Below are 20,301 nucleotides of genomic sequence, written 5' to 3'. Positions count from 1 at the left end.
CGTCGCCTTTTCGCCTCCCCGGGACCGGAGCCCCCCCGCAGTTCCGATACACTGGAACCCGAGCTACCACCCAGGAGCCCCCGATGCCCCAAGCGAACGCCCCATGCCTGCTGGACGCCAAGCAGATGGAGGTCCATCTCCAGCGCCTGTGCCGCGAGATCTCAGCCGTGTTCGGCAGCGACGCCTCCATCGCCCTCCTGGGCATCCGCACCCGGGGCCTGTACCTGGCCGAGCGCCTCAAGACCATGCTGGAGTCCAACCTCCAGAAGGAGATCCCCCTGGGGGTCCTGGACATCGCCCTGTACCGGGACGACCTCTCGGAGCTGGCGGGAAGCCCCATCGTCCGCCCCACCGAGATCCCCTTCAGCCTCAAGGACCGCTCCGTGATCCTGGTGGACGACGTGCTCTTCACCGGGCGCACCATCCGGGCCGCGCTGGACGCCCTGCTGGACCACGGCCGCCCCAAGCGGGTGTGGCTGGCGGTGCTGGTGGACCGCGGCGGCCGCGAACTGCCCATCCAGGCCGAGTTCGTGGGCATCAAGATGGACGTGGCCATGACCAACCGGGTATCGGTCCACATGAAGGACGTGGACGGCGAGGACGCCGTCCTCCTCGAGAGCCGGAACTAGCCATGCCCCAGACCTACCGCTTCCCCCACCGCCACCTGCTGGGCATCGAGCCCCTGAGCCCCCAGGACATCTCGGCCATCCTCGACCAGGCCCGCGCCTTCGAGGAGGTCTGCGAGCGCCCCGAGATCAAGATCGTCCCCGCCCTGCGCAAGCGCCTGATCGTGAACCTCTTCTTCGAGAACTCGACGCGCACCCGCAACAGCTTCGAGATCGCCGAGAAGCGCCTGTCCGCGGAGATCATCAACTTCGACGCCGACACCAGCTCCCTCAGCAAGGGCGAGACCCTGGTGGACACCGCGCTCAACCTGCAGGCCATGCACCCCGACCTCATCGTCATGCGCCACTCCGCCCCCGGGGCCCACGCCCTGCTGGCGCGGCACATGAAGGCCAGCATCGTGAACGCCGGCGACGGCGCCCACGAGCACCCCACCCAGGCCCTGCTGGACGCCTACACCCTGCGCAAGCGCTTCGGCCGGCTCGACGGCCTGCGGGTGGCCATCGTGGGCGACATCCGCAACAGCCGCGTGGTTCGCTCCAACCTCTGGCTCCTCACCAAGATGGGCGCCCACGTGACCCTGGTGGGCCCCCCCACCCTGGTGCCCGCCGAGCTGAAGGAGACCTGGCCCGGCATCGACATCGTCCACGAACTGGAACCGGCCCTGCCCAGCCAGGACGCCGTCATGATGCTGCGCTGCCAGTTCGAGCGCGGCACCGGCGCCTTCATCCCCGGCCAGGGCGAGTACATCCGCTTCTACCAGCTCAACGCCCAGCGCCTCAAGCTCTGCCGGCCCGACGTGGCCGTGCTGCACCCCGGGCCCATCAACCGCGGGGTGGAGATCACCTCCGAGGTCGCCGACGGCCCCAACAACCTCATCCTCGACCAGGTCACCAACGGCGTGCCGGTGCGCATGGCCGTCCTGTTCCTCCTCTGCAACCCCCACGGGGAGCAGGTTCCTTAGCAAGGACGCCGAATGATCCAAGGTCCCGTCACGCTCCTAATCCTCGACGGGTTCGGGGATGGTCCCCGCAACGCCTTCGATGCCACCTTCGTGGCCGGCATGGCCCACATGTCCGACCTGCGCCGCCGCTTCGCCTCCACCCAGCTCAACGCCGGCGGCGAGGCCGTGGGCCTTCCCGAGGGCCAGTTCGGGAACTCCGAGGTGGGCCACATGAACCTGGGCGCCGGCCGCGTGGTGTGGCAGGAGCTCACCCGCATCGACGCCGCCATCCGCAAGGGGACCTTCCGCGAGAACCCCGCCATGGGCAACCTCCTGAAGGCCCTCAAGGCCTCCGGCAGGCGGCTCCACCTCCTGGGCCTGGTGTCCGACGGCGGCGTGCACAGCCACCAGAACCACCTGGTGGCCCTGGCCCAGTGGGCCCAGGCCGAGGGCGTCCCCACCGTCATCCACGCGTTCCTGGACGGCCGCGACACGGAGCAGAAGAGCGCCGACGGCTACCTCCAGTGGCTGGCCTTCCAGCTGCGCAACTGCCCCCTGGTCCAGCTCGGCTCCATCATGGGCCGCTACGTCGTCATGGACCGCGACAGGCGCTGGGAGCGCGTCGTGCGCGCATGGAGGCTCCTGGCCGAGGGCGTGGGCGAGTTCACGTGCGGGGATGCCCAGGAGGCCATCAGGGCCGCCTACGACCGCGGCGAGACCGACGAGTTCGTCAGCCCCACGCGCCTGGCCGGCTTCCACCCCCTGCAGGACGGCGACGGCGCCATCTTCTTCAACTTCCGCGCCGACCGCGCCCGGGAGCTCAGCCACGCCCTCGTGGACCCCGCCTTCGACGGCTTCCCCCGCCCCACCTGGCCGAAGATCAGCCTCGTCACCTTCACCGCCTACGAGACCGACCTCGAGCCCCATGTCGCCGTCGCCTACCCCCCCCAGAACCTCACCCGCATCCTCGGGGAACTGGTCTCCGAGCGCGGCTGGAAGCAGCTGCGCACCGCCGAGACCGAGAAGTACGCCCACGTGACCTACTTCTTCAACGGCGGCCGCGAGGAGCCCTTCCCCGGCGAGGAGCGGGTCCTGGTCCCCTCCCCGAAGGTGGCCACCTACGAGCTGCAGCCCGAGATGAGCGCCCACGAGGTGGTGCGCGGCCTCGTGCAGGCCATCGGGGCCGGCCAGCACCGCCTCCTGGTGTGCAACCTGGCCAACCCCGACATGGTGGGCCACACCGGCGACCTCAACGCCACCAGCGCCGCCTGCGCCGTGGTGGACGACGCCATCCGCCAGATCGCGGCCGCCACCCTCGCCCAGGACGGCGCCCTCCTCATCACCGCCGACCACGGCAACTGCGAGTGCATGCGCGACGAGAAGGGCAATCCCCACACCGCCCACACCACCAACCCCGTTCCCGCCGTCCTCGTGGCGAAGGGCTTCGAGGCCAGGCAGCTCCGCGCCGGCGGCGCCCTGTCCGACGTGGCCCCCACCCTGCTCAAGCTCCTGGGCATGGAGCAGCCCGCGGAGATGGACGGCGTCAGCCTCTTCTAGATTCCGTCCAGCGGACTCGTCACGCCCCGCCCCCCGCGGTTCAGGACGTGGGTGTAGATCATCGTCGTCTCCACGTCCTTGTGCCCAAGGAGCTCCTGGATGGTGCGGATGTCCTGCCCCGCGTGGAGCAGGTGGGTGGCGAAGGAATGCCGCAGCGTATGGGGCGTCACCGGCTTGGCGATCCCCGCCCGCTGCCCCGCGATGCGGAAGGCCTTCTGGACGCTCTCGGGGTGGATGTGGTGCCGCCGGAGGGCCTCCCCCCGCGGATCCCGGGAGCGCACCGGCGAAGGGAACACCCACTGCCACCCCCAGGAGTTCCCCGCCATGGGGCATTTCTCCGCCAGCGCATCCGGAAGCCAGACCCCAGCGATCCCCTCCTCCAGGTCCAGGGCATGGAGCCCCTCCGCGACCATCAGCTGCCGCCGGAGGGCTCCCTTGAGGGATTCCGGCAGCATGGTTACGCGATCCTTGCCCCCCTTCCCCTCCCGCACGACGATCTCCCCACGCTCGAACTCCAGATCCTTCACCCGCAACCGGAGCCCCTCCATCAGCCGCATCCCGGTCCCGTACAGGAGGCGCCCCACCAGCCCCGCGATCCCGTCCAGGTTCCCCAGGAGCACCCTGACCTCCCCCGGCGTCAGCACGACGGGAAGCCGCCGCGGCACCTTCGCCTGCACCACCCCCGCAAGCCAGGGCAGGTCCACGCCCAGAACATGCTTGTAGAGGAACAGCAGGGAGGCCTTCGCCTGGTTCTGCGTGGCCGCCGCCACCCCCCTTCCGCTCGCGAGGTAGGAAAGGAACGCCTCCACCTCCACCGCCCCCATCTCCGCCGGGTGCCGCTTCCCATGAAAGAGGATGAACCTCCGCGCCCATGCGACGTAGGTTTCCTCCGTCCGCACGCTGTAGCGCCGCACCCGGATCTCCGCCCGCATCCGGTCCAGCAGTTTGGGTGGCTTGCCTGGGGCCTGGGAATTATCCATCCCGGGATTCTATGGGATGAACCCCCGAAACAGAATATTTAAGTCTTTATATTGAATTAGATATATAGCAACTTTGATTTCATTACCCGCATCCCCGGCGCGCCCGTTTCGACCTTCCCCGGGGCGCCCCATCCCCCCCCGGAAGACCGTGCGGAGATAATCCCGATCCGGCCGTGATTGGTACGCCAAAGCCGCCACCCCGGAGTAGAATCCAAGGCATATCAGCGCCTACTCAACTCCCATCATGGTTAGCCCAACCCGGGCCGCCTTTTCTGGGTTGGCCCAATTCACGTTAGGATTCCCATGAAGGGAAAACAATACAGTCTCTCGATTTGGGCATTGCTGGTGCCCTTCCTCGTGGTCTACGGAATCGCCTTGATATTCAATCCTTTTAGTCCAAAGGACCATTCAAGCTGGTCATTGGCTAAGTGGATTGGAACAGGACTCGTTGTTGGAACTGGTGCCCTGGTAATCGAATGGATCTTTGAGAAGGTGCCTTTGACGTTCCTCAGGTCCGATAAACTGACGGACCCAATTTGGAAACGAGGCATGAGAGCCATGGCGCTCATTGCCATCTTTTCGGCCATCCTCTTGGCATCGGTTCTATTTCAAAATTGACCGAACCATCCTGGGCTATTGTCCTGCCATTCAATGATCAATCGCATCGTCACAACGTGGCAATCTTCACGCGCCGATCCTAACCCAGCGTTCGAGGTCGGACCCCAACCTGACCTTCTCCCTTTGAGGTAATATCTTTCCAATCCTCCTTCTCCCCCGTTCGCGCCGCCAGGTTGGGGCCGACTCAACTTCGGCGTTAGGGCATGGGGCGCGCAGATCCTTAGCGGCCCCGCGATGCGCCGCGCCCTGCTGCGGCTCCTTGGAAGGCCACGGTAGGCGGGTTTTTCCGCGCCGGCCTCAGTGGGCGAAAAGCCCGGAGCTACATCACCAGGGCAAGCCGCAGCTCGATGGGCAATCAGCGCCCTTCTCCCTCGGGCGTTTCAACTGAACGCCGACCCCACCGCGCCGCCCCAACGAGGTAATATTCACGCGCCGGTCCTAACCCAGCGTTCGAGGTCGGACCCCAACCTGCACTTCTCCCCTTGGTGGTATCGTTTTTCCAATCCTCCTTCTCCCCCGTTCGCGCCGCCAGGTTGGGGCCGACTCAACTTCGGCGTTAGGGCATGGGGCGCGAAGAAACCCGAGGCCCAGCATCGCGCCGCGCCCTGCTGCGGCTCCTTCGAAGGCCACGGTAGGCGGGCTTCTCCGCGCCGGCCTCAGTGGGCGAAAAGCCCAGAGCAACATCACCAGGGCAAGCCGCAGCCCGATGGGCAATGAGCGCCCTTCTCCTTCGAGCGCTTCAACTGCACGCCCATCCAATCGCGCCGTCCCAACGAGGTAATATTCACGCGCCGGTCCTAACCCAGCGTTCGAGGTCGGACCCCAACCTGCACTTCTCCCCTTGGTGGTATCGTCTTTCCAATCCTCCTTCTCCCCCGTTCGCGCCGCCAGGTTGGGGCCGACTCAACTTCGGCGTTAGGGCATGGGGCGCGAAGAACCCCGGGGCCCAGCATTGCGCCGCGGCACGAGGCGGCTCCCGCGAAGGTCACGGTAGGCGTGCTTCTCCGCGCCGGCCTCAGGGAGCGAAAAGCCCAGAGCTACATCACCAGGGCAAGCCGCAGCCCGATGGGCAATCAGCGCCCTTCCCCTCCCAGCGCTTCAACTGAACGCCAATCCCGTCGCGCCGTCCCAACGAGGTAATATTCACGCGCCGGTCCTAACCCAGCGTTCGAGGTCGGACCCCAACCTGCACTTCTCCCCTTGGTGGTATCGTCTTTCCAATCCTCCTTCTCCCCCGTTCGCGCCGCCAGGTTGGGGCCGACTCAACTTCGGCGTTAGGCATCACCCACCACGCAACAATTCCGTCTCGGGCAGCACCGCAATATGCCAAGCCAAAGGAGGCGACCCATGGGGCACGAAATTCCCGAAAGTGATTGGAAGCTCCTCAGGAAATTTCACGAGAACGCGCTTGAACGCTATTGCAAGGCCACCATCGAAGCAATCGGCAAGAAGTGCGTCGGCACACCCGCCAAGTTCCACGAACGCTACCTTGAAATCTTCTCGCTGATCGACGAAAAAAATGATGAGCTTGGTTCCATTTTCGACAACATGCTTCGCCGGTCTGTCGCCACCCTTCATATCGATGGCCTCAGAAGACATGGCCTCATGACCGATGAAGAATTTGGTCAATTCAGCGAGGAGGTCCAGGCCAAAATCAACTTCATGCTCAAAGGCAGAGGGTAGTTCCGTCAATGACTTCAATGCTTTCACAGAAGAGGTGTTCCAAGAGGCATTGGCCCTTAGCGCCGCGTCATGCAGCGACATCATCAGCGGCGCGTCTGCCTAACCATCCCTTCGACCCGGACCCCAAAGTGCCTTCATCCCACCAGGTATCCAAGAACTCAATCTTCCTTCTCCACCAACCGCGCCGCCACTTTGGGGCCGGTCAAGGCGGGCGTTAGGATTCCCATGAAGGGAAAACAATACAGTCTCTCGATTTGGGCATTGCTGGTGCCCTTCCTCGTGGTCTACGGAATCGCCTTGATATTCAATCCTTTTAGTCCAAAGGACCATTCAAGCTGGTCATTGGCTAAGTGGATTGGAACAGGACTCGTTGTTGGAACTGGTGCCCTGGTAATCGAATGGATCTTTGAGAAGGTGCCTTTGACGTTCCTCAGGTCCGATAAACTGACGGACCCAATTTGGAAACGAGGCATGAGAGCCATGGCGCTCATTGCCATCTTTTCGGCCATCCTCTTGGCATCGGTTCTATTTCAAAATTGACCGAACCATCCTGGGCTATTGTCCTGCCATTCAATGATCAATCGCATCGTCACAACGTGGCAATCTTCACGCGCCGATCCTAACCCAGCGTTCGAGGTCGGACCCCAACCTGACCTTCTCCCTTTGAGGTAATATCTTTCCAATCCTCCTTCTCCCCCGTTCGCGCCGCCAGGTTGGGGCCGACTCAACTTCGGCGTTAGGCATCCACTATGCACCTACCCGTTTGGTACCGCGCAATCGTCATAATTTTTACGACCTTAGCGTTCCCAACAATACTCGGCCTTATCACAAGTCGGATGAGCCCATCCACACCGGTGAAGCAGGGATTCTTCATCTTCCTGCCATCCGGCATCGTCTGGGCAATTTCCAATTGGCTAGCTTGGTCCTTTCCCGGTATCCCTACCGACGTAATGAGGGCTACTGCCCCATGCCTCGGCCCTTGGCTGACTGTCAGATTTCTCCCCATTTCCTACTTCCGACCACGCAGTGAACTAAAGAAATAGTTGGGCGGTCTGCGGCCGATACCACCGAGCGTTTCAACTGAACGCCCATTCCACCGCGCCGTCCCAACGAGGGAATATTCGCGCGCCGATCCTAACCCAGCGTTCGAGGTCGGACCCCAACCTGACCTTCTCCCTTTGAGGTAACATCTATCCATTCCTCCTTCTCCCCCGTTCGCGCCGCCAGGTTGGGGCCGACTCAACTTCGGCGTTAGGGCATGGGGCGCGAAGAACCCCGGGGCCCAGCATCGCGCCGCGTCCTGCTGCGGCTCCCTCGAAGGTCACGGTAGGCGTGCTACCCCGCGCCCGCCTCAGTGGGCGAAAAGCCCAGAGCTACATCACCAGGGCAAGCCGCAGCCCGATGGGCAATCAGCGCCCTTCCCCTCCCAGCGCTTCAACTGAACGCCAATCCCGTCGCGCCGTCCCAACGAGGTAATATTCACGCGCCGGTCCTAACCCAGCGTTCGAGGTCGGACCCCAACCTGCACTTCTCCCCTTGGTGGTATCGTCTTTCCCATCCTCCCTCTCCCCCGTTCGCGCCGCCAGGTTGGGGCCGACTCAACTTCGGCGTTAGGGCATGGGGCGCGAAGAATCCCAGGGACCAGCATCGCGCCGCGTCCTGCTGCGGCTCCTTCGAAGGTCACGGTAAGCGGGCTTCTCTGCGCCGGCCTCAGTGGGCGAAAAGCCCAGAGCTACATCACCAGGGCAAGCCGCAGCCCGATGGGCAATCAGCGCCCTTCTCCTCCGAGCGCTTCAACTGAACGCCCATTCCACCGCGCCGTCCCAACGAGGTACTATTCACGCGCCGGTCCTAACCCAGCGTTCGAGGTCGGACCCCAACCTGCACTCCTCCCCTTGGTGGTATCGTCTTTCCAATCCTCCTTCTCCTCCGTTCGCGCCGCCAGGTTGGGGCCGACTCAACTTCGGCGTTAGGCAGCTCCCTTCGAGCATCCATCGCTAACAACGACAACTACACATCGGTTCATGCACAGGCAGGATTCAAATGCCAAGGTCCCGATTCCAAAACGTCCTAACCGTATCCCTCCTCGTCGCGATCGTTCTCGCTGCAGCCGTTGCTTTGACTACAAACGATCCGACTCTTAAAGCATCAATCCAAGCAACCCTCGTTTCCGAAACACTCAAACTCAAGCTAAAAAGCTTGCCAATAATGCTTGCGATAGTTGTCGCTTATATTCTCGCCAGAGGATTGGCACCAAAACGAACAATCCGACTAAAGGACTTTGCCAAATATCTAGTCAATTCAACGGGCCAGAAGATGAATGCCAAACAGACCGTAGCTGTCACCATTTGGATGGCTACATTTCTGGCCACCGCTCTTATTTTTCAACCAAACATCAGCGCGTGGCTCGGTTGGTTCCTTTCATTATGTTGGTTTGCCCTACTTCTGCTTCTGCTTCACGTTCTACGTTCAGAAGTCTCTCGGCCCACTTTGAATCCTACCCCCCATGGCCCCGCGCCCTGCAATGACATCACCAAAGGTCCGACTGCCTAACCCAGCGTTGATATGTTTTGGCCTGTCAAGGGGAGCGACAGCCAATTATTTCACTGTAGCCGGGCAGTGGGTGAGGAGCAGGACGAGCGGTGTTTCCGACGGTTGCTCAGTTTGATATGCGCGGGTTGGTTACCGGAATGACAACCGATACGTCGGGGAGCTGCCTCCCGCTCGAACCTTGGATCAGGCCGTTGCCGGCCGCCAGAACAACGCTGTCGAGGGTGCTCCCACCGGGGCTCATCCTGCTGCTCACGCACTGCGTGACGATATCTTCACGTCCTGGTCGCCCGGCCTAGGCCTTGGGGGTCAGGGGTGGCAAGGCCTGGCCGATGGCCCAGATGAATCCGGTCAGTTCCCGGGCCAGGGCGGTGGCGATTTTGACCGGCAACATGCCGCGCTTGGTCAGGGCCCGGTAGCGGGCACAGAGCCGTTTCTGGGCCGCCCAGGCGATGTCCTGGACCGCCTGGGGAGCCTGCTCGGCGCGGCGCTGGATGATACGGGTCTTGCGCGCAGGAAAGCGATAGGTCCAGGCCGCCTCCAGCAGGATCCGGCGAACGTGGCCATTTCCGGCCTTGGTGATGGCCCCGCGGACATGGTGGGGGCCACTGGAATGCTCGCTCGGGTTCAGGCCCACGAACGACCACAGGTTGGGCGCCTTGGGAAAGCGCCGGAGCTCGCCGATCTCGGCCGCGACGATGGTCGCAGCCAGCCGATCGATGCCGCGCAAGGCCATGAGCGCCGTGATGGTCGGGGCGAACTCAGCCTGGGGCTCGGCCGCCAGGATCTGGGTGTCCAGGGCCTTGACCCGGACCCCCATGGCCAGGACCAGGTCCACGTATTCCTGGAACACGATCTGCTGCACAGGGCGGTCGAACTTGATCGTCTCCAGCCAACGGAAGTGCGCCTGGGTCCAGTGGCTCTTTTCCGGATAGCGCTTGCCGTGGCGCAGCAAGAAGCCCAGCAACCGCTGCTTGGCTTGCTTATGCACGCGCATCAGGTCCTCCCGGGCCCGGGTCAGGTCGCGCAGCGCTTCCTGGGGTTCGCCCGGCACCCAGACTGCGGTCAAGTGGCCGGAGCGAAACAAATCCGCAAGCGACAGGCTGTCCCGGCGGTCGTTCTTGATCCGGCAGCCGGGCTTTTTCGGGATCAGCGACGGCGCCACCACCTGGCACTCCTGGCCCAGGCTGCGCAACTGCCTGTATAGCCCGAACCCGCACGGACCGGCCTCGTAGCAGAACCGGAGCGGGGCGTGGTCCTTCTTCAGCTTCCGGACCAACTGGGCCACCGCTTCCGGGGTGTTTGGGATCTCCCCCAGATAGCAGGGCACTCCGCCCGCACCTTCCGCCACAGCAGCGGCGATCGTTGCTTTGTGGACATCCAACCCGACGAATTTGCAGTAGACTTCCATCGCCTGCCCTCCTCATTTACGGCTCTGAGCCGGTTGGTTGAAAAGCGACCCGAGCTTAATCCACGAACGCTGCGGACGGGCAGGCCCTTTTCCTCTCTTGCGAACCCACCGCGAGGGACTCACCCTTCGTTCAGCCGGGCGGAAGACAAGGCTCCGCAGGGATGCGACCTGAGCGCCGGCCCGGGCCCGGAAACTGATGGGCCGGGAGCTTCCCGGCCCCCTTTTTCAGTGATGCCCCAGTTTCTGGGCGTCAGGCGATAAACCCCGGGGGCCCGGGGGCAGAGCCCCCGGAGTAACCTGGAGAATCGATCCCTTCAAATTCGCCGGGCCAATACATGATGTCTCGAGGTTGGACCTCAACCTGCGCTTCTCCCCTTGGTGGTATCGTCTTTCCAATCCTCCATCTCCCCCGTTCGTGCCGCCAGGTTGGGGCCGACTCAACTTCAGCGTTAGGAATCCCGGGCCTTTGAGAAACTCATGACCTTAATCCTGGCCGTTTCTGCTTTCCTGATTGCCAGCTTCGCTGCGGTTGCGGGGGGAGCAGTCGTATTCTTGATCCTTGCCAAGCTATCCGGCTACCAGCTTGGAATCTGGTCCAAGGAAACCGTCTGTCCCAACTGTGGAAATCCCTACAAAGTTTCGCGGTTCCTTGGCACCAGGAATTCAATTTGCGCCCATTGCGGTATCCCGAACATCCAGGATCCAACACTACCCAGGTAATGGCTGGCCTTCGCACCCACCGAACTACCGCGGGAAAATTCAAGCCAGAAAGCTCGTCCCATCGCGCCGTCCCAACGAGGGAATATTTTCGCGCCGGTCCTAACCCAGCGTTCGAGGTCGGACCCCAACCTGAACTTCTCCCCTTGGTGGTATCGTCTTTCCAATCCCCCTTCTCTCCCGTTCGCGCCGCCAGGTTAGGGCCGACTCAACTTCGGCGTTAGGCTCCACCGACGCTCGCCTCGACACTTCTTCAGGCACCCTATGAACGCAACGCACCATTCGGAAGCAGATTGGGCTCACTATCAACATCAAAGGAGGCGTGCAATCCTGGGCGCAATTTTAGTCCCAGTTTGCTTGTCACTATATGTTGTATGTATTGTCATTGGTGCTTTCTATTTTCAGTACCTGTTTGCAATAATTATCCTTTATGCGATTTATTCCATGATTAGACTTTACAATTCTGGATGCCCGGCGTGTGGAGAGTTTTTCTTTGAACATAAAGGTTTCAGCGATCGCCGAGGTTGGTACCTATTCAGAATTTTCTTCTCAAAGAAATGTCAATCTTGTGGCGTTGAGCGACCTTAGCATTCAGGCCAAACCAGCCTGTCTCGCATACAAAGCCAGCCTTCCTTCGCGCCGTCACAACGAGGCAACATTGGCGCGCCGGTCCTAACCCAGCGTTCGAGGTCGGACCCCAACCTGACCATCTCCCTTTGAGGTAAGATCTTTCCAATCCTCCTTCTCCCTCGTTCGCGCCGCCAGGTTGGGGCCGACTCAACTTCGGCGTTAGGCATCACCCACCACCCATCAAACCCACGTTAAGCATCCCGAGCCTCATTCAAAAGGGTCTTCAATGCTACGCACAATCGGCTTCAGTTTGATCTCCCTGACCGTACTAACGACGGTTGTTAGTTGTTCAAAGCGATTGCCACTAGATGAAATAATCTCGAAACACATTCATGCCAGGGGAGGTCTGGAGAATTTAGCCGCGAAATCCTCATGGCGGATGGAAAGCCATATTTTGAATTCGGCTTCTGTCACTACCAAGATTTCAATCATAATGAAGCGGCCTCAATTCTTTTATATGCGTTCTGAAATGGGTAGCCTTCAATCAATAACAGCTTTCGATGGGCATACGGCATGGGGCAAGAGCGGTGATGCTGAATCCACCCCGCTGAGTGAACCAGAGTCAAAGGCTCTTGTCTCTGAACTGGATTTTGATGGTCCCCTTGTCAACTGGCGCGCCAAGGGTAGCAAGGTAACGTATATGGGGAAAGAAGCAATAAATGGTGAACCATCCCATCATTTGAAGGTTCTTCGAATCAACGGCCTGACTTCTGACATCTTTATTAGCGCGAATTCCTTCCTCGAAATCAAAAATATCCTCCGGGCGTACAGAGATGGGAAGGACTTGGTTTCCAGCGAAGAGTTTTCGGATTATCGTTTAATTGACGGAGTCATGGTGCCCTTCCGTAGAATGTTCACAGATAGCAGTGGCTCAATCACCATCATCTGCGATAGATTTTCATTTGATCGAACCATCGACCAATCGGTATTCGCTTTTGTTAAAGCGCCGCGAAATTCGGCCACGCCATCGTAAGTGCGGCTGCCTAACCAAGCGTTCGAGCACGGACCCCAAAGTGCCTTCATCCCACCAACACTCGTCAAACTCAATCCTCGTTCTCCACCAATGGCGCCGCCACATGAACGAAGCCGCTTCGCGGCAGGGTGAAAAACGCCCGTCCAGTCCGGTCGCTCACCGGGGGACTTGCGGAAGTATATAAAAGCAGGCTCCTTGGTTATGGCGGTGTGTCAGCACCGTCCCCATAACCAAGGAGGAACTGCATGCGTGCAGATAGTGTATCTCTGTCCAGATTTTCCGGCGATCTCCGAATGGCGGGCCGGGCGGAAAGAACCATCGAGTTGTATGTCGCTTCGGCCCGGCGTTTCGAGGAGTTCCTCGGCCAGGACCTGCCGGATGCGAGCCAGGAGGCGATTCGGCGCTGGGTTGACCATCTCCGCGGCCAGGCGGTCGGGGCGTCCCGGCTTGGGCAGCATTACTCGGCCCTGAAATTTCTCTATTCAAGGACACTGGGCCAGCCGGAGAAGGTGGCCTGGATCACCATCCCCAAGGCCAAGGCGCACCTGCCCTCGATCCTCGGCCGGCCTGAGATCCAGCGGCTCCTGGACGGGTTCACGACCGCCAAGTACCGCATGTTCTTCACCCTGATCTATGCCACCGGCTTGCGTATCAATGAGGCCAGCCTGCTGGAAACCCGTGATATTGATGCCATGCAGAAGGTCAGGGGTTCCGCGAAATCTCTGCTCTTCTGCTGTCCGCATTTGTTGCGGGGTTCGCCGGAGTTATCCTCGGAATTATTGGTTACACGATGAAATCAGTTCGCATAAGAGCAATTGGTTTTTGTCTATCCGCACTCTCTATCGGATTCCTGGTTCTTTCATTACTTACGCAGTTTGGCCTCATGCCACGCCACGACACACCGTGACCGGCATTGATCAGATGCGCCGTCCCAACGAGGGAATATTCACGCGCCGGTCCTAACCCAGCGTTCGAGGTCGGACCCCAACCTGCACTTCTCCCCTTGGTGGTATCGTCTTTCCAATCCCCCTTCTCCCCCGTTCGCGCCGCCAGGTTGGGGCCGACTCAACTTCGGCGTTAGGCATCGCGAGAAATGAAACCACCCTACACATGGAAAATCCGAATCATTTTCTTTTTGCTAGACGCACTACTTTTATCCGCACTTATCTATTCATTCAGCCTCTCGAGGAGATTGAATTTCATTGGAATAGCTCTGTATTTACTTACAGGGTCAATAGTTCGAATAATCGGCAACTTCCATTTTCCAGCTTGGCTCCCAGGCAACTGCCAACTCGGAGAAGACAATATTACCGGGAATCGATTCAGCCTCTTTTCTTTGGGCATCGGGATGCTACTGGTCCTAATTGGCATTATTTACCAATAGCGAACTGGACACACTTTGCTATCCTTCTGGTCAATTCCGATTTCCGTGTGGCGCCGCGTCATGAAGCGCCTCCCATGAAGTCCACGGTAGGCGTGCTTCTCCGCGCCGGCCTCAGTGTGCCGAAAAGCCCAGAGCTAAATCACCAGGGCAAACTGCAGCCCGATGGGCAATCAGCGCCCTTCTCCCTCGGGCGCTTCAACTGAACGCCCATCCCGCCGCGCCGTCCCAACGAGGTAATATTCACGCGCCGGTCCTAACCCAGCGTTCGAGGTCGGACCCCAACCTGCACTTCTCCCCTAGGTGGTATCGTCTTTCCAATCCTCCTTCTCCCCCGTTCGCGCCGCCAGGTTGGGGCCGACTCAACTTCGGCGTTAGGATTCCCATGAAGGGAAAACAATACAGTCTCTCGATTTGGGCATTGCTGGTGCCCTTCCTCGTGGTCTACGGAATCGTCTTGATATTCAATCCTTTCAGTCCAAAGGACCATTCAAGCTGGTCATTGGCTAGGTGGATTGGAACAGGACTCGTTGTTGGAACTGGTGCCCTGGTAATCGAATGGATCTTTGAGAAGGTGCCTTTGTCGTTCCTCAGGTCCGATAAACTGACGGACCCAATTTGGAAACGAGGCATGAGAGCCATGGCGCTCATTGCCATCTTTTCGGCCATCCTCTTGGCATCGGTTCTATTTCAAAATTGACCGAACCATCCTGGGCTATTGTCCTGCCATTCAATGATCAATCGCATCGTCACAACGTGGCAATCTTCACGCGCCGATCCTAACCCAGCGTTCGAGGTCGGACCCCAACCTGACCTTCTCCCTTTGAGGTAATATCTTTCCAATCCTCCTTCTCCCCCGTTCGCGCCGCCAGGTTGGGGCCGACTCAACTTCGGCGTTAGGATCCTTATATGATTACGACTACAAATTCAAAATGGCCCCCTGTGCTGATTTATCTATACCTTTCTATAGGTGTAGTAATGGGGGTTGAAGGATTATTGCTTACATACCAAAGGCCCACGAACAGGCTATTTCCCCTAATCCTTGCAGGTCTAGGGCTCGCATTTATAGCACAAGGAATAGCAAACTTGCTCAAACCAGGTCACCCACGCGCATCTAGGGCGTTTGTATTCGCCTCAAGACTCATCTATGCCTCAATACTCGTATTCTGCGTTTGGCAAATCTCCCATTTGCGATAACCGGTCGGCCCCGCGCCGTCCCAACGAGGGAGTATGGGCGCGCCGATCCTAACCCAGCGTTCGAGGTCGGACCCCAACCTGACCTTCTCCCTTTGAGGTAGCACCTATCCAATCCTCCTTCACCCCCGTTCGCGCCGCCAGGTTGGGGCCGACTCAACTTCGGCGTTAGGCATCCCATGACCAAACCCCATTTGGCAGGTGTCTTGATAGCAACCATTGCTTGCCTAACCGCAAGCGCGGGCGATGATTTTCAACTCATGCATTCAGAATCAATCGGGTCCTTGAAACTGGGCATGAGCAAAGTAGATGTTCTTCTGAAGTTCCGAAGCAAGCCGAAGAACGGCCCGGTCGAAGAATGGGGTGCCGATGGGTGCTTCCACCAGGAGATTGCTTTACCAGAGGAGGGGATCAGATTGATGCTCGTCTCTGATACCAAGACCGGGAGACAGAAGCTCGAATCAATCACAGCCAAAGCTCCCTGTACCTTACCGACCAAGGCCGGAATAGTGATCGGTAGTTCTGAACAGGAAGTTATTCGTGCCTACAAGCGCCATTTCAACAGGGCGGAAAGCCGACCTGGATCGGTCTTCGTAGCCGGCTCAACGTACGGTGGTGTCATCTTCCAATTCAAAGCAGGAAGGGTTTCCCAAATATTCATCGGAGCCGCCAGCGAATAAGGCGTCCCTCCAAGCGTCCTAAATGAACGGCCATCCCACGGCACCGTCCCAACGTGAGAATGTCCGCGCGCCGGTCCTAACCCAGCGTTCGAGGTCGGACCCCAACCTGACTTTCTCCCTTTGAGGTAACATCTCTCTAATCTCCCTTCTCCTCCGTTCGCGCCGCCAGGTTGGGGCCGACTCAACTTCGGCGTTAGGTATCACCCAGACACGCAAGAACATTGCACAGGGCCTCAAATGCAAATCACCAGCAGCACAGCACTCCTGGTTGTCCTTGCTTTATTGTCGAATGTCAATTGCGTAGGATCAATTTCCTATTTCTCGCAAAAACATACGTACCAACTGCATGGATGGGGCACAACGCTACCCGGCCAAGAAAGTGGTGGACTTCACACGATGAAGCGGGCTGAAACTCCGAAGCGAATCTTTCCACACTCATCTAATGGTGAAATCGAAATCGTATTCTCATCCGGCGCTTCAACCACTTTCCCATGCAGCGTCACCACTGAATACCTACGCAATGTGGCCAGCCAGAATAGAGAAGGCGTGGTTACCCCTCTGGGCGATATTCAGGATTGGAATTGGGTAGCAGTAGTTGTTATAAATCGCCCTATCTCCGGAATCACTGTAAAATCACAAGGGCAACAGTTGACTAGCATTTCCTTTGACCCACCAATTCTCGAATGGCCGCCATCCTCTCCTCAAAACGGTCACATGGTTTACAGGACACCTTCCCCGAAGACCTGATCAACATAGAATGCCACCCCCGAGGAGCCGTCCCAACGAGGTAATATTCACGCGCCGGTCCTAACCCAGCGTTCGAGGTCGGACCCCAACCTGACCTTCTCCCTTTGAGGTAACATCTTTCCAATCTCCCTTCTCCTCCGTTCGCGCCGCCAGGTTGGGGCCGACTCAACTTCGGCGTTAGGAATCCTGTGCAAAATCCAAGCTTATGAAGAGTCCAGATCTCCAGATGGTTTTGGTCGCCGCCCTCTCGTTCTTTGGCGGATGGATGATTCTTCATGCGCTGATGGTTGGGGTTTCTACTGGAGTGATAATGGTTCGCGAAGAACCGTTTGTTCGCAAACGTGGTCGATTCGGCAGCCGAAATGCTTCTGACTTCTGGTTCATTTTCTGTTTCTATGGCCTCTTCGGTCTCTTCTTCTGGCTGATTCTAGCTTGTGTCATCGCATTATTATCATTTAGCCCAATGGGGATTTGGCTTATTGTAATTTCCCTGGTTGTTTTGGCTTGCGTGGCCATCAGGCCAACACCGGAAAAGAAAGCAAAGCCAAATATCGCTTTTGCCTACATCTCAATATTCACAGCATTAATATGCTGTTTGAGTGTCATTGCACAATTGTTTAATGATGAAGGCGGTTTGATTATTTTGCTTATCGATCTAACGCTGTCAATAAGCATTATAACAACTAATATTATAAAATTAATCCGCAAGCGCTTTCTATTTAATCAGCTGACCAAAAAACGTAACCTCAGGCGATCAGCCGAGTAACTATATCCTCGCGGACCTGTGCTTCCATTTGATGTGGTCCCACCGCGCCGTCCTAACGAGGTAATATTCACGCGCCGGTCCTAACCCAGCGTTCGAGGTCAGACCCCAACCTGACCTTCTCCCTTTGAGGTAACATCTTTCCAATCTCCCTCCTCCCCCGTTCGCGCCGCCAGGTTGGGGCCGACTCAACTTCGGCGTTAGGCATCCCATGAGAACTATTCTAGATGAGTCCCGCAGTTGGTTTTTCGAGGGGCTACTTCATCGTCCTGATGGCTCTCTCGTTGTTTCTTTAGTGGAAGGTATCAAGGCCGTTGAGCCCTGCATGGTGAATATTGGCTCAATTCAAGAAGTAGGCCCTTACTTCCAAATCCGGGTATTGGCCAAAAGCAAATGCGTCGATATCGTCTTTCCCGAAGCTGATGCTTTCTTCTCGTATAACGAATCTTACGATGTCGGTGATGATTTGCTACAGGGTGACGAGGGCACCCTCAGAAAGCTTTCCAATTCCGCCTTCCATCAATTTCTCAAAGCCGGAACCGGTCTCTACAAACTGAAGGATGAAGGCGTGGACGTCTGGTTCCTATGGACCGAAGACCGCATCTTCTATGTAATCAGCTCGAGTGAACCGTTGGTTCGGCTACTCGAAAAATCCCCAGATCTCTCCATTGCTCGAACTTCCACTTGGTCGGCAACCTAAACTCCAAGAATAAGCGCCCACCTGCCTGATCAACCATTCCCCAACACGTCGTCCCAACGAGGTAATATTCACGCGCCGGTCCTAACCCAGCGTTCGAGGTCGGACCCCAACCTGACCTTCTCCCTTTGAGGTAACATCTTTCCAATCCTCCTTCTCCGTGAGCTTTCGGCGGACGTGCGCAATGCCGCCAGATTCCCAAATTGGCCAGTCTTTGGTTGAGTCGTAGGGACTCACCTGGAACCAAAACACCCAACGACCCTGGGAACTATTGGGCTTCCAGCCCCTTCAGCGTGGCCTGGTATGTCCAGGGCATCCACTCCTCCGGGTTTTCCTCGGCGAGGACGTGGTTCCTCTGGACGGCGACGAGGTACTCGAACGGGTTCACGTCGTTCATCTCCGCCGTGTGGATCAGGCTCATGTAGATATCGCCGACCCTGGCGCCCTCCTCGCTCTTGTAGAACAAGCTGTTCTTGCGGTGCAGGATGGCGCGCTTCAGGGCGCGTTCGCAGACATTGTTGTCCAGGGGTGCCCCGGGTTCGCGGAGGAACAGGGTCAGGGCCGTCCAGTGTTTGAGCATGTAGGTGATGGCCTTGCCCAGGCCAGAGTTCGGCTCCACTTTCCGGGCCTCCATCTGGCGTTCCAGCGAGCCTTTCAGGGTCTCCACGACCGGGCCACTGTGCTCCTGGTGGAACCGGAGTCGCTCCTGAGGGGTCAGGGCTTTGGCCTGGCTGTCGTGATGGTAAACGTCCCGCAGGGCCTCCAGCAGGTGCCTGCACTCCTCGGGGAAGTCGTCCACCACCTCCACAAACCTACGGCGGGCATGAGCCAGGCAGTGTGCGACCAGGGTCTCGAAAGGTCCCTTGGTGTTGGCCGCCAATGCATCACACATCTGGATTGGTGGTGGCAGGTTCTGGTTCCGGAAACGGAGAATCTCGGCCAAATTCTCCCCGGCGTGGTGGTGCCCGGTACGGAATAGGACGACCCCCCTTGCCCGGCCGGGTCCTGAATGCTGGAGCCGGGCCACGATCCCGGAGGTGTAGACCCCCTTCCGTTCCTTCCGGTCGAGTCGGAGGTCTGGGCGATCGACAAGTTTCATGGTGGTGTCGTCGTTGAACACCACCTCCGCCTGGGCCGCGAGGCGGGCCAACTCGTCCATCACGGGATCCAGGAGGCCGGCCTGCTTCTGGACCAGCTCCCACTGGGTGGAGGCCGGGAGGGGGATGCCCAGGTTGGCCTGCAGCCGAGCCAGGCGGTGGAAGGGGGCCCCGGTTCCGTACTTCAGCAGGGCCACCATGGCCGCAGCGGAGGCGTCGAACTTCTCCGGCCCAGCCCCCTCCGGGGCCTTGGCCGTGAACACTTCGCCGCAGGCATTGCAGCGCAGGCGCTCCCGCTCGATCACCTTGGCTTGGAGGGGGGAAAGGCCCACGATCCGGACCATGACGGCGGGTTGGGCCATCGGGTAGACCCGGCCATTGGGGCATTCCGGGCACTCGTCCCCGGACTTCAGGCGCTCATGGGGGACCTTGACGCGCTGGGCCCCAGGATAACTGCCCGCCCCGGCCCTGCCATGGCCCTTCCTGGGCGCCTTCGGCTTCGGCTTGGGCCTCGGTGTTGTCGGTGGGAACAGGTTCTCCATGGCCTCGGTGGCATCCCCGAACAGCATCTGGGAGAGCCTCAGGATGGACGTGCGCTTGGATTTGAGCTCCTGGGCCATGAAACCGAGCGTGGCCAGGCTGCCCTGGATGATCAGGAAATCCTGCTCATCGGTGACCACCAACCGCATGCGCTCGATAAAGGCGGTGACCTGCGCCGGAGTCAGCTTTAGGATCTCTGGATTCACCAGAGCCGACGGCGACTGGGCCTTCCCGGCCTTTGAGGTGTGTGGTTTCGAGCGCCCCATAGTACGAGCCTGCCAGCCTCGGAAGGAAAGTACAAGCCCTGATTTCAGGGGCGGGACCGGGGCCCCACTGTGCGCCAGGCAGGGGGGTTCCCGGTGGCGGCCGGATTGCCGAAGCAGAGTAGGACCTGCAGTTCGTGGGCGAGCAGCTCCGTCGCAACTTCTTGTTCCTGGGGCCAATGCCGGAACCTACCCTGAGACAGGCGCTTGTGACAGAGCCAGAAGCCTTGCCCGTCGAATTATGTGGAGCTCC

General features: G+C 59.3%; 17 protein-coding genes and 1 pseudogene. 14 read left to right on the top strand and 4 right to left on the bottom strand.

Annotated elements, in window-relative coordinates; translation table 11 throughout:
• The first annotated feature begins 83 nt into the window (after nt 1-83).
• Genes pyrR through gpmI form a run of 3 tightly spaced genes read left to right on the top strand, consistent with a single transcriptional unit; the run spans nt 84 to nt 3,124 of the window.
• Nucleotides 84-629, top strand: coding sequence for a bifunctional pyr operon transcriptional regulator/uracil phosphoribosyltransferase PyrR (pyrR, locus tag ACZ5MC_RS03725; protein ID WP_306598950.1), 546 nt, complete (start codon nt 84-86; stop codon nt 627-629).
• Between the two features lie 2 nt (nt 630-631).
• A complete protein-coding gene (locus ACZ5MC_RS03720) occupies nt 632-1,588 on the top strand; it encodes an aspartate carbamoyltransferase catalytic subunit (protein WP_306598949.1) in 957 nt (318 codons plus the stop codon).
• A gap of 12 nt (nt 1,589-1,600) precedes the next feature.
• Nucleotides 1,601-3,124 (top strand): 2,3-bisphosphoglycerate-independent phosphoglycerate mutase, encoded by a 1,524-nt coding sequence (gene gpmI / locus ACZ5MC_RS03715; RefSeq protein ID WP_306598948.1) that lies wholly within the window; start codon nt 1,601-1,603, stop codon nt 3,122-3,124.
• Here the strand turns inward: gpmI and ACZ5MC_RS03710 are convergent.
• A complete protein-coding gene (locus ACZ5MC_RS03710; RefSeq protein ID WP_306598947.1) occupies nt 3,121-4,104 on the bottom strand; it encodes an integron integrase in 984 nt (327 codons plus the stop codon). The two genes, gpmI and ACZ5MC_RS03710, sit on opposite strands and share 4 nt — an antisense overlap.
• 303 nt (nt 4,105-4,407) lie before the next feature.
• Between ACZ5MC_RS03710 and ACZ5MC_RS03705 the strand changes: the two genes are divergently transcribed.
• From ACZ5MC_RS03705 to ACZ5MC_RS03695, 3 genes are all read left to right on the top strand, one after another.
• Complete coding sequence (locus tag ACZ5MC_RS03705) at nt 4,408-4,722, top strand: hypothetical protein (protein ID WP_464517061.1); 315 nt, start codon at nt 4,408-4,410, stop codon at nt 4,720-4,722.
• A gap of 1,347 nt (nt 4,723-6,069) precedes the next feature.
• Nucleotides 6,070-6,405, top strand: coding sequence for a hypothetical protein (locus tag ACZ5MC_RS03700; protein WP_464517062.1), 336 nt, complete (start codon nt 6,070-6,072; stop codon nt 6,403-6,405).
• A 225-nt stretch (nt 6,406-6,630) separates the two neighbouring features.
• A complete protein-coding gene (locus ACZ5MC_RS03695) occupies nt 6,631-6,945 on the top strand; it encodes a hypothetical protein (RefSeq protein WP_464517061.1) in 315 nt (104 codons plus the stop codon).
• Nucleotides 6,946-9,250: 2,305 nt separating this feature from the next.
• Here ACZ5MC_RS03695 and ACZ5MC_RS03690 read toward each other — a convergent pair.
• A complete protein-coding gene (locus ACZ5MC_RS03690) occupies nt 9,251-10,366 on the bottom strand; it encodes an IS110 family RNA-guided transposase (RefSeq protein ID WP_464517060.1) in 1,116 nt (371 codons plus the stop codon).
• A 477-nt stretch (nt 10,367-10,843) separates the two neighbouring features.
• Here ACZ5MC_RS03690 and ACZ5MC_RS03685 point away from each other — a divergent pair, with 477 nt between their 5' ends.
• The 8 genes from ACZ5MC_RS03685 (at nt 10,844) to ACZ5MC_RS03650 (ending at nt 18,151) form a co-directional block, all read left to right on the top strand.
• The gene (locus ACZ5MC_RS03685) at nt 10,844-11,086 is read left to right on the top strand and encodes a hypothetical protein (RefSeq protein ID WP_464517059.1); all 243 of its coding nucleotides are present in this window, start codon (nt 10,844-10,846) and stop codon (nt 11,084-11,086) included.
• An 853-nt stretch (nt 11,087-11,939) separates the two neighbouring features.
• Nucleotides 11,940-12,686: a hypothetical protein gene (locus ACZ5MC_RS03680; RefSeq protein WP_464517058.1), complete on the top strand. Its 747-nt coding sequence runs from the start codon at nt 11,940-11,942 to the stop codon at nt 12,684-12,686.
• Between the two features lie 245 nt (nt 12,687-12,931).
• On the top strand, nt 12,932-13,480 hold the full coding sequence (locus ACZ5MC_RS03675) for a tyrosine-type recombinase/integrase (RefSeq protein WP_464517057.1): 549 nt from the start codon (nt 12,932-12,934) through the stop codon (nt 13,478-13,480).
• 972 nt (nt 13,481-14,452) lie between these two features.
• Nucleotides 14,453-14,767, top strand: coding sequence for a hypothetical protein (locus tag ACZ5MC_RS03670; RefSeq protein WP_464517056.1), 315 nt, complete (start codon nt 14,453-14,455; stop codon nt 14,765-14,767).
• 673 nt (nt 14,768-15,440) lie between these two features.
• Nucleotides 15,441-15,941, top strand: a complete 501-nt coding sequence (locus ACZ5MC_RS03665; protein ID WP_464517055.1) for a hypothetical protein — start codon at nt 15,441-15,443, stop codon at nt 15,939-15,941.
• 237 nt (nt 15,942-16,178) lie between these two features.
• The gene (locus ACZ5MC_RS03660; RefSeq protein WP_464517054.1) at nt 16,179-16,688 is read left to right on the top strand and encodes a hypothetical protein; all 510 of its coding nucleotides are present in this window, start codon (nt 16,179-16,181) and stop codon (nt 16,686-16,688) included.
• Between the two features lie 226 nt (nt 16,689-16,914).
• Entirely contained in the window at nt 16,915-17,454 is a 540-nt protein-coding gene (locus ACZ5MC_RS03655; protein ID WP_464517053.1) for a hypothetical protein, read from the top strand.
• A gap of 208 nt (nt 17,455-17,662) precedes the next feature.
• Entirely contained in the window at nt 17,663-18,151 is a 489-nt protein-coding gene (locus ACZ5MC_RS03650) for a hypothetical protein (RefSeq protein ID WP_464517052.1), read from the top strand.
• Nucleotides 18,152-18,416: 265 nt separating this feature from the next.
• Here ACZ5MC_RS03650 and tnpC read toward each other — a convergent pair whose 3' ends face one another.
• On the bottom strand, nt 18,417-19,934 hold the full coding sequence (gene tnpC, locus ACZ5MC_RS03645) for an IS66 family transposase (RefSeq protein WP_464517051.1): 1,518 nt from the start codon (nt 19,932-19,934) through the stop codon (nt 18,417-18,419).
• A gap of 161 nt (nt 19,935-20,095) precedes the next feature.
• Nucleotides 20,096-20,272: pseudogene (locus tag ACZ5MC_RS03640) on the bottom strand (transposase family protein); the annotation flags it as partial.
• Between the last annotated feature and the right edge of the window lie 29 nt (nt 20,273-20,301).

The organism is Mesoterricola sp. JemC181, from assembly GCF_055384585.1.
This window is presented reverse-complemented; position numbering and strand designations above follow the sequence as displayed.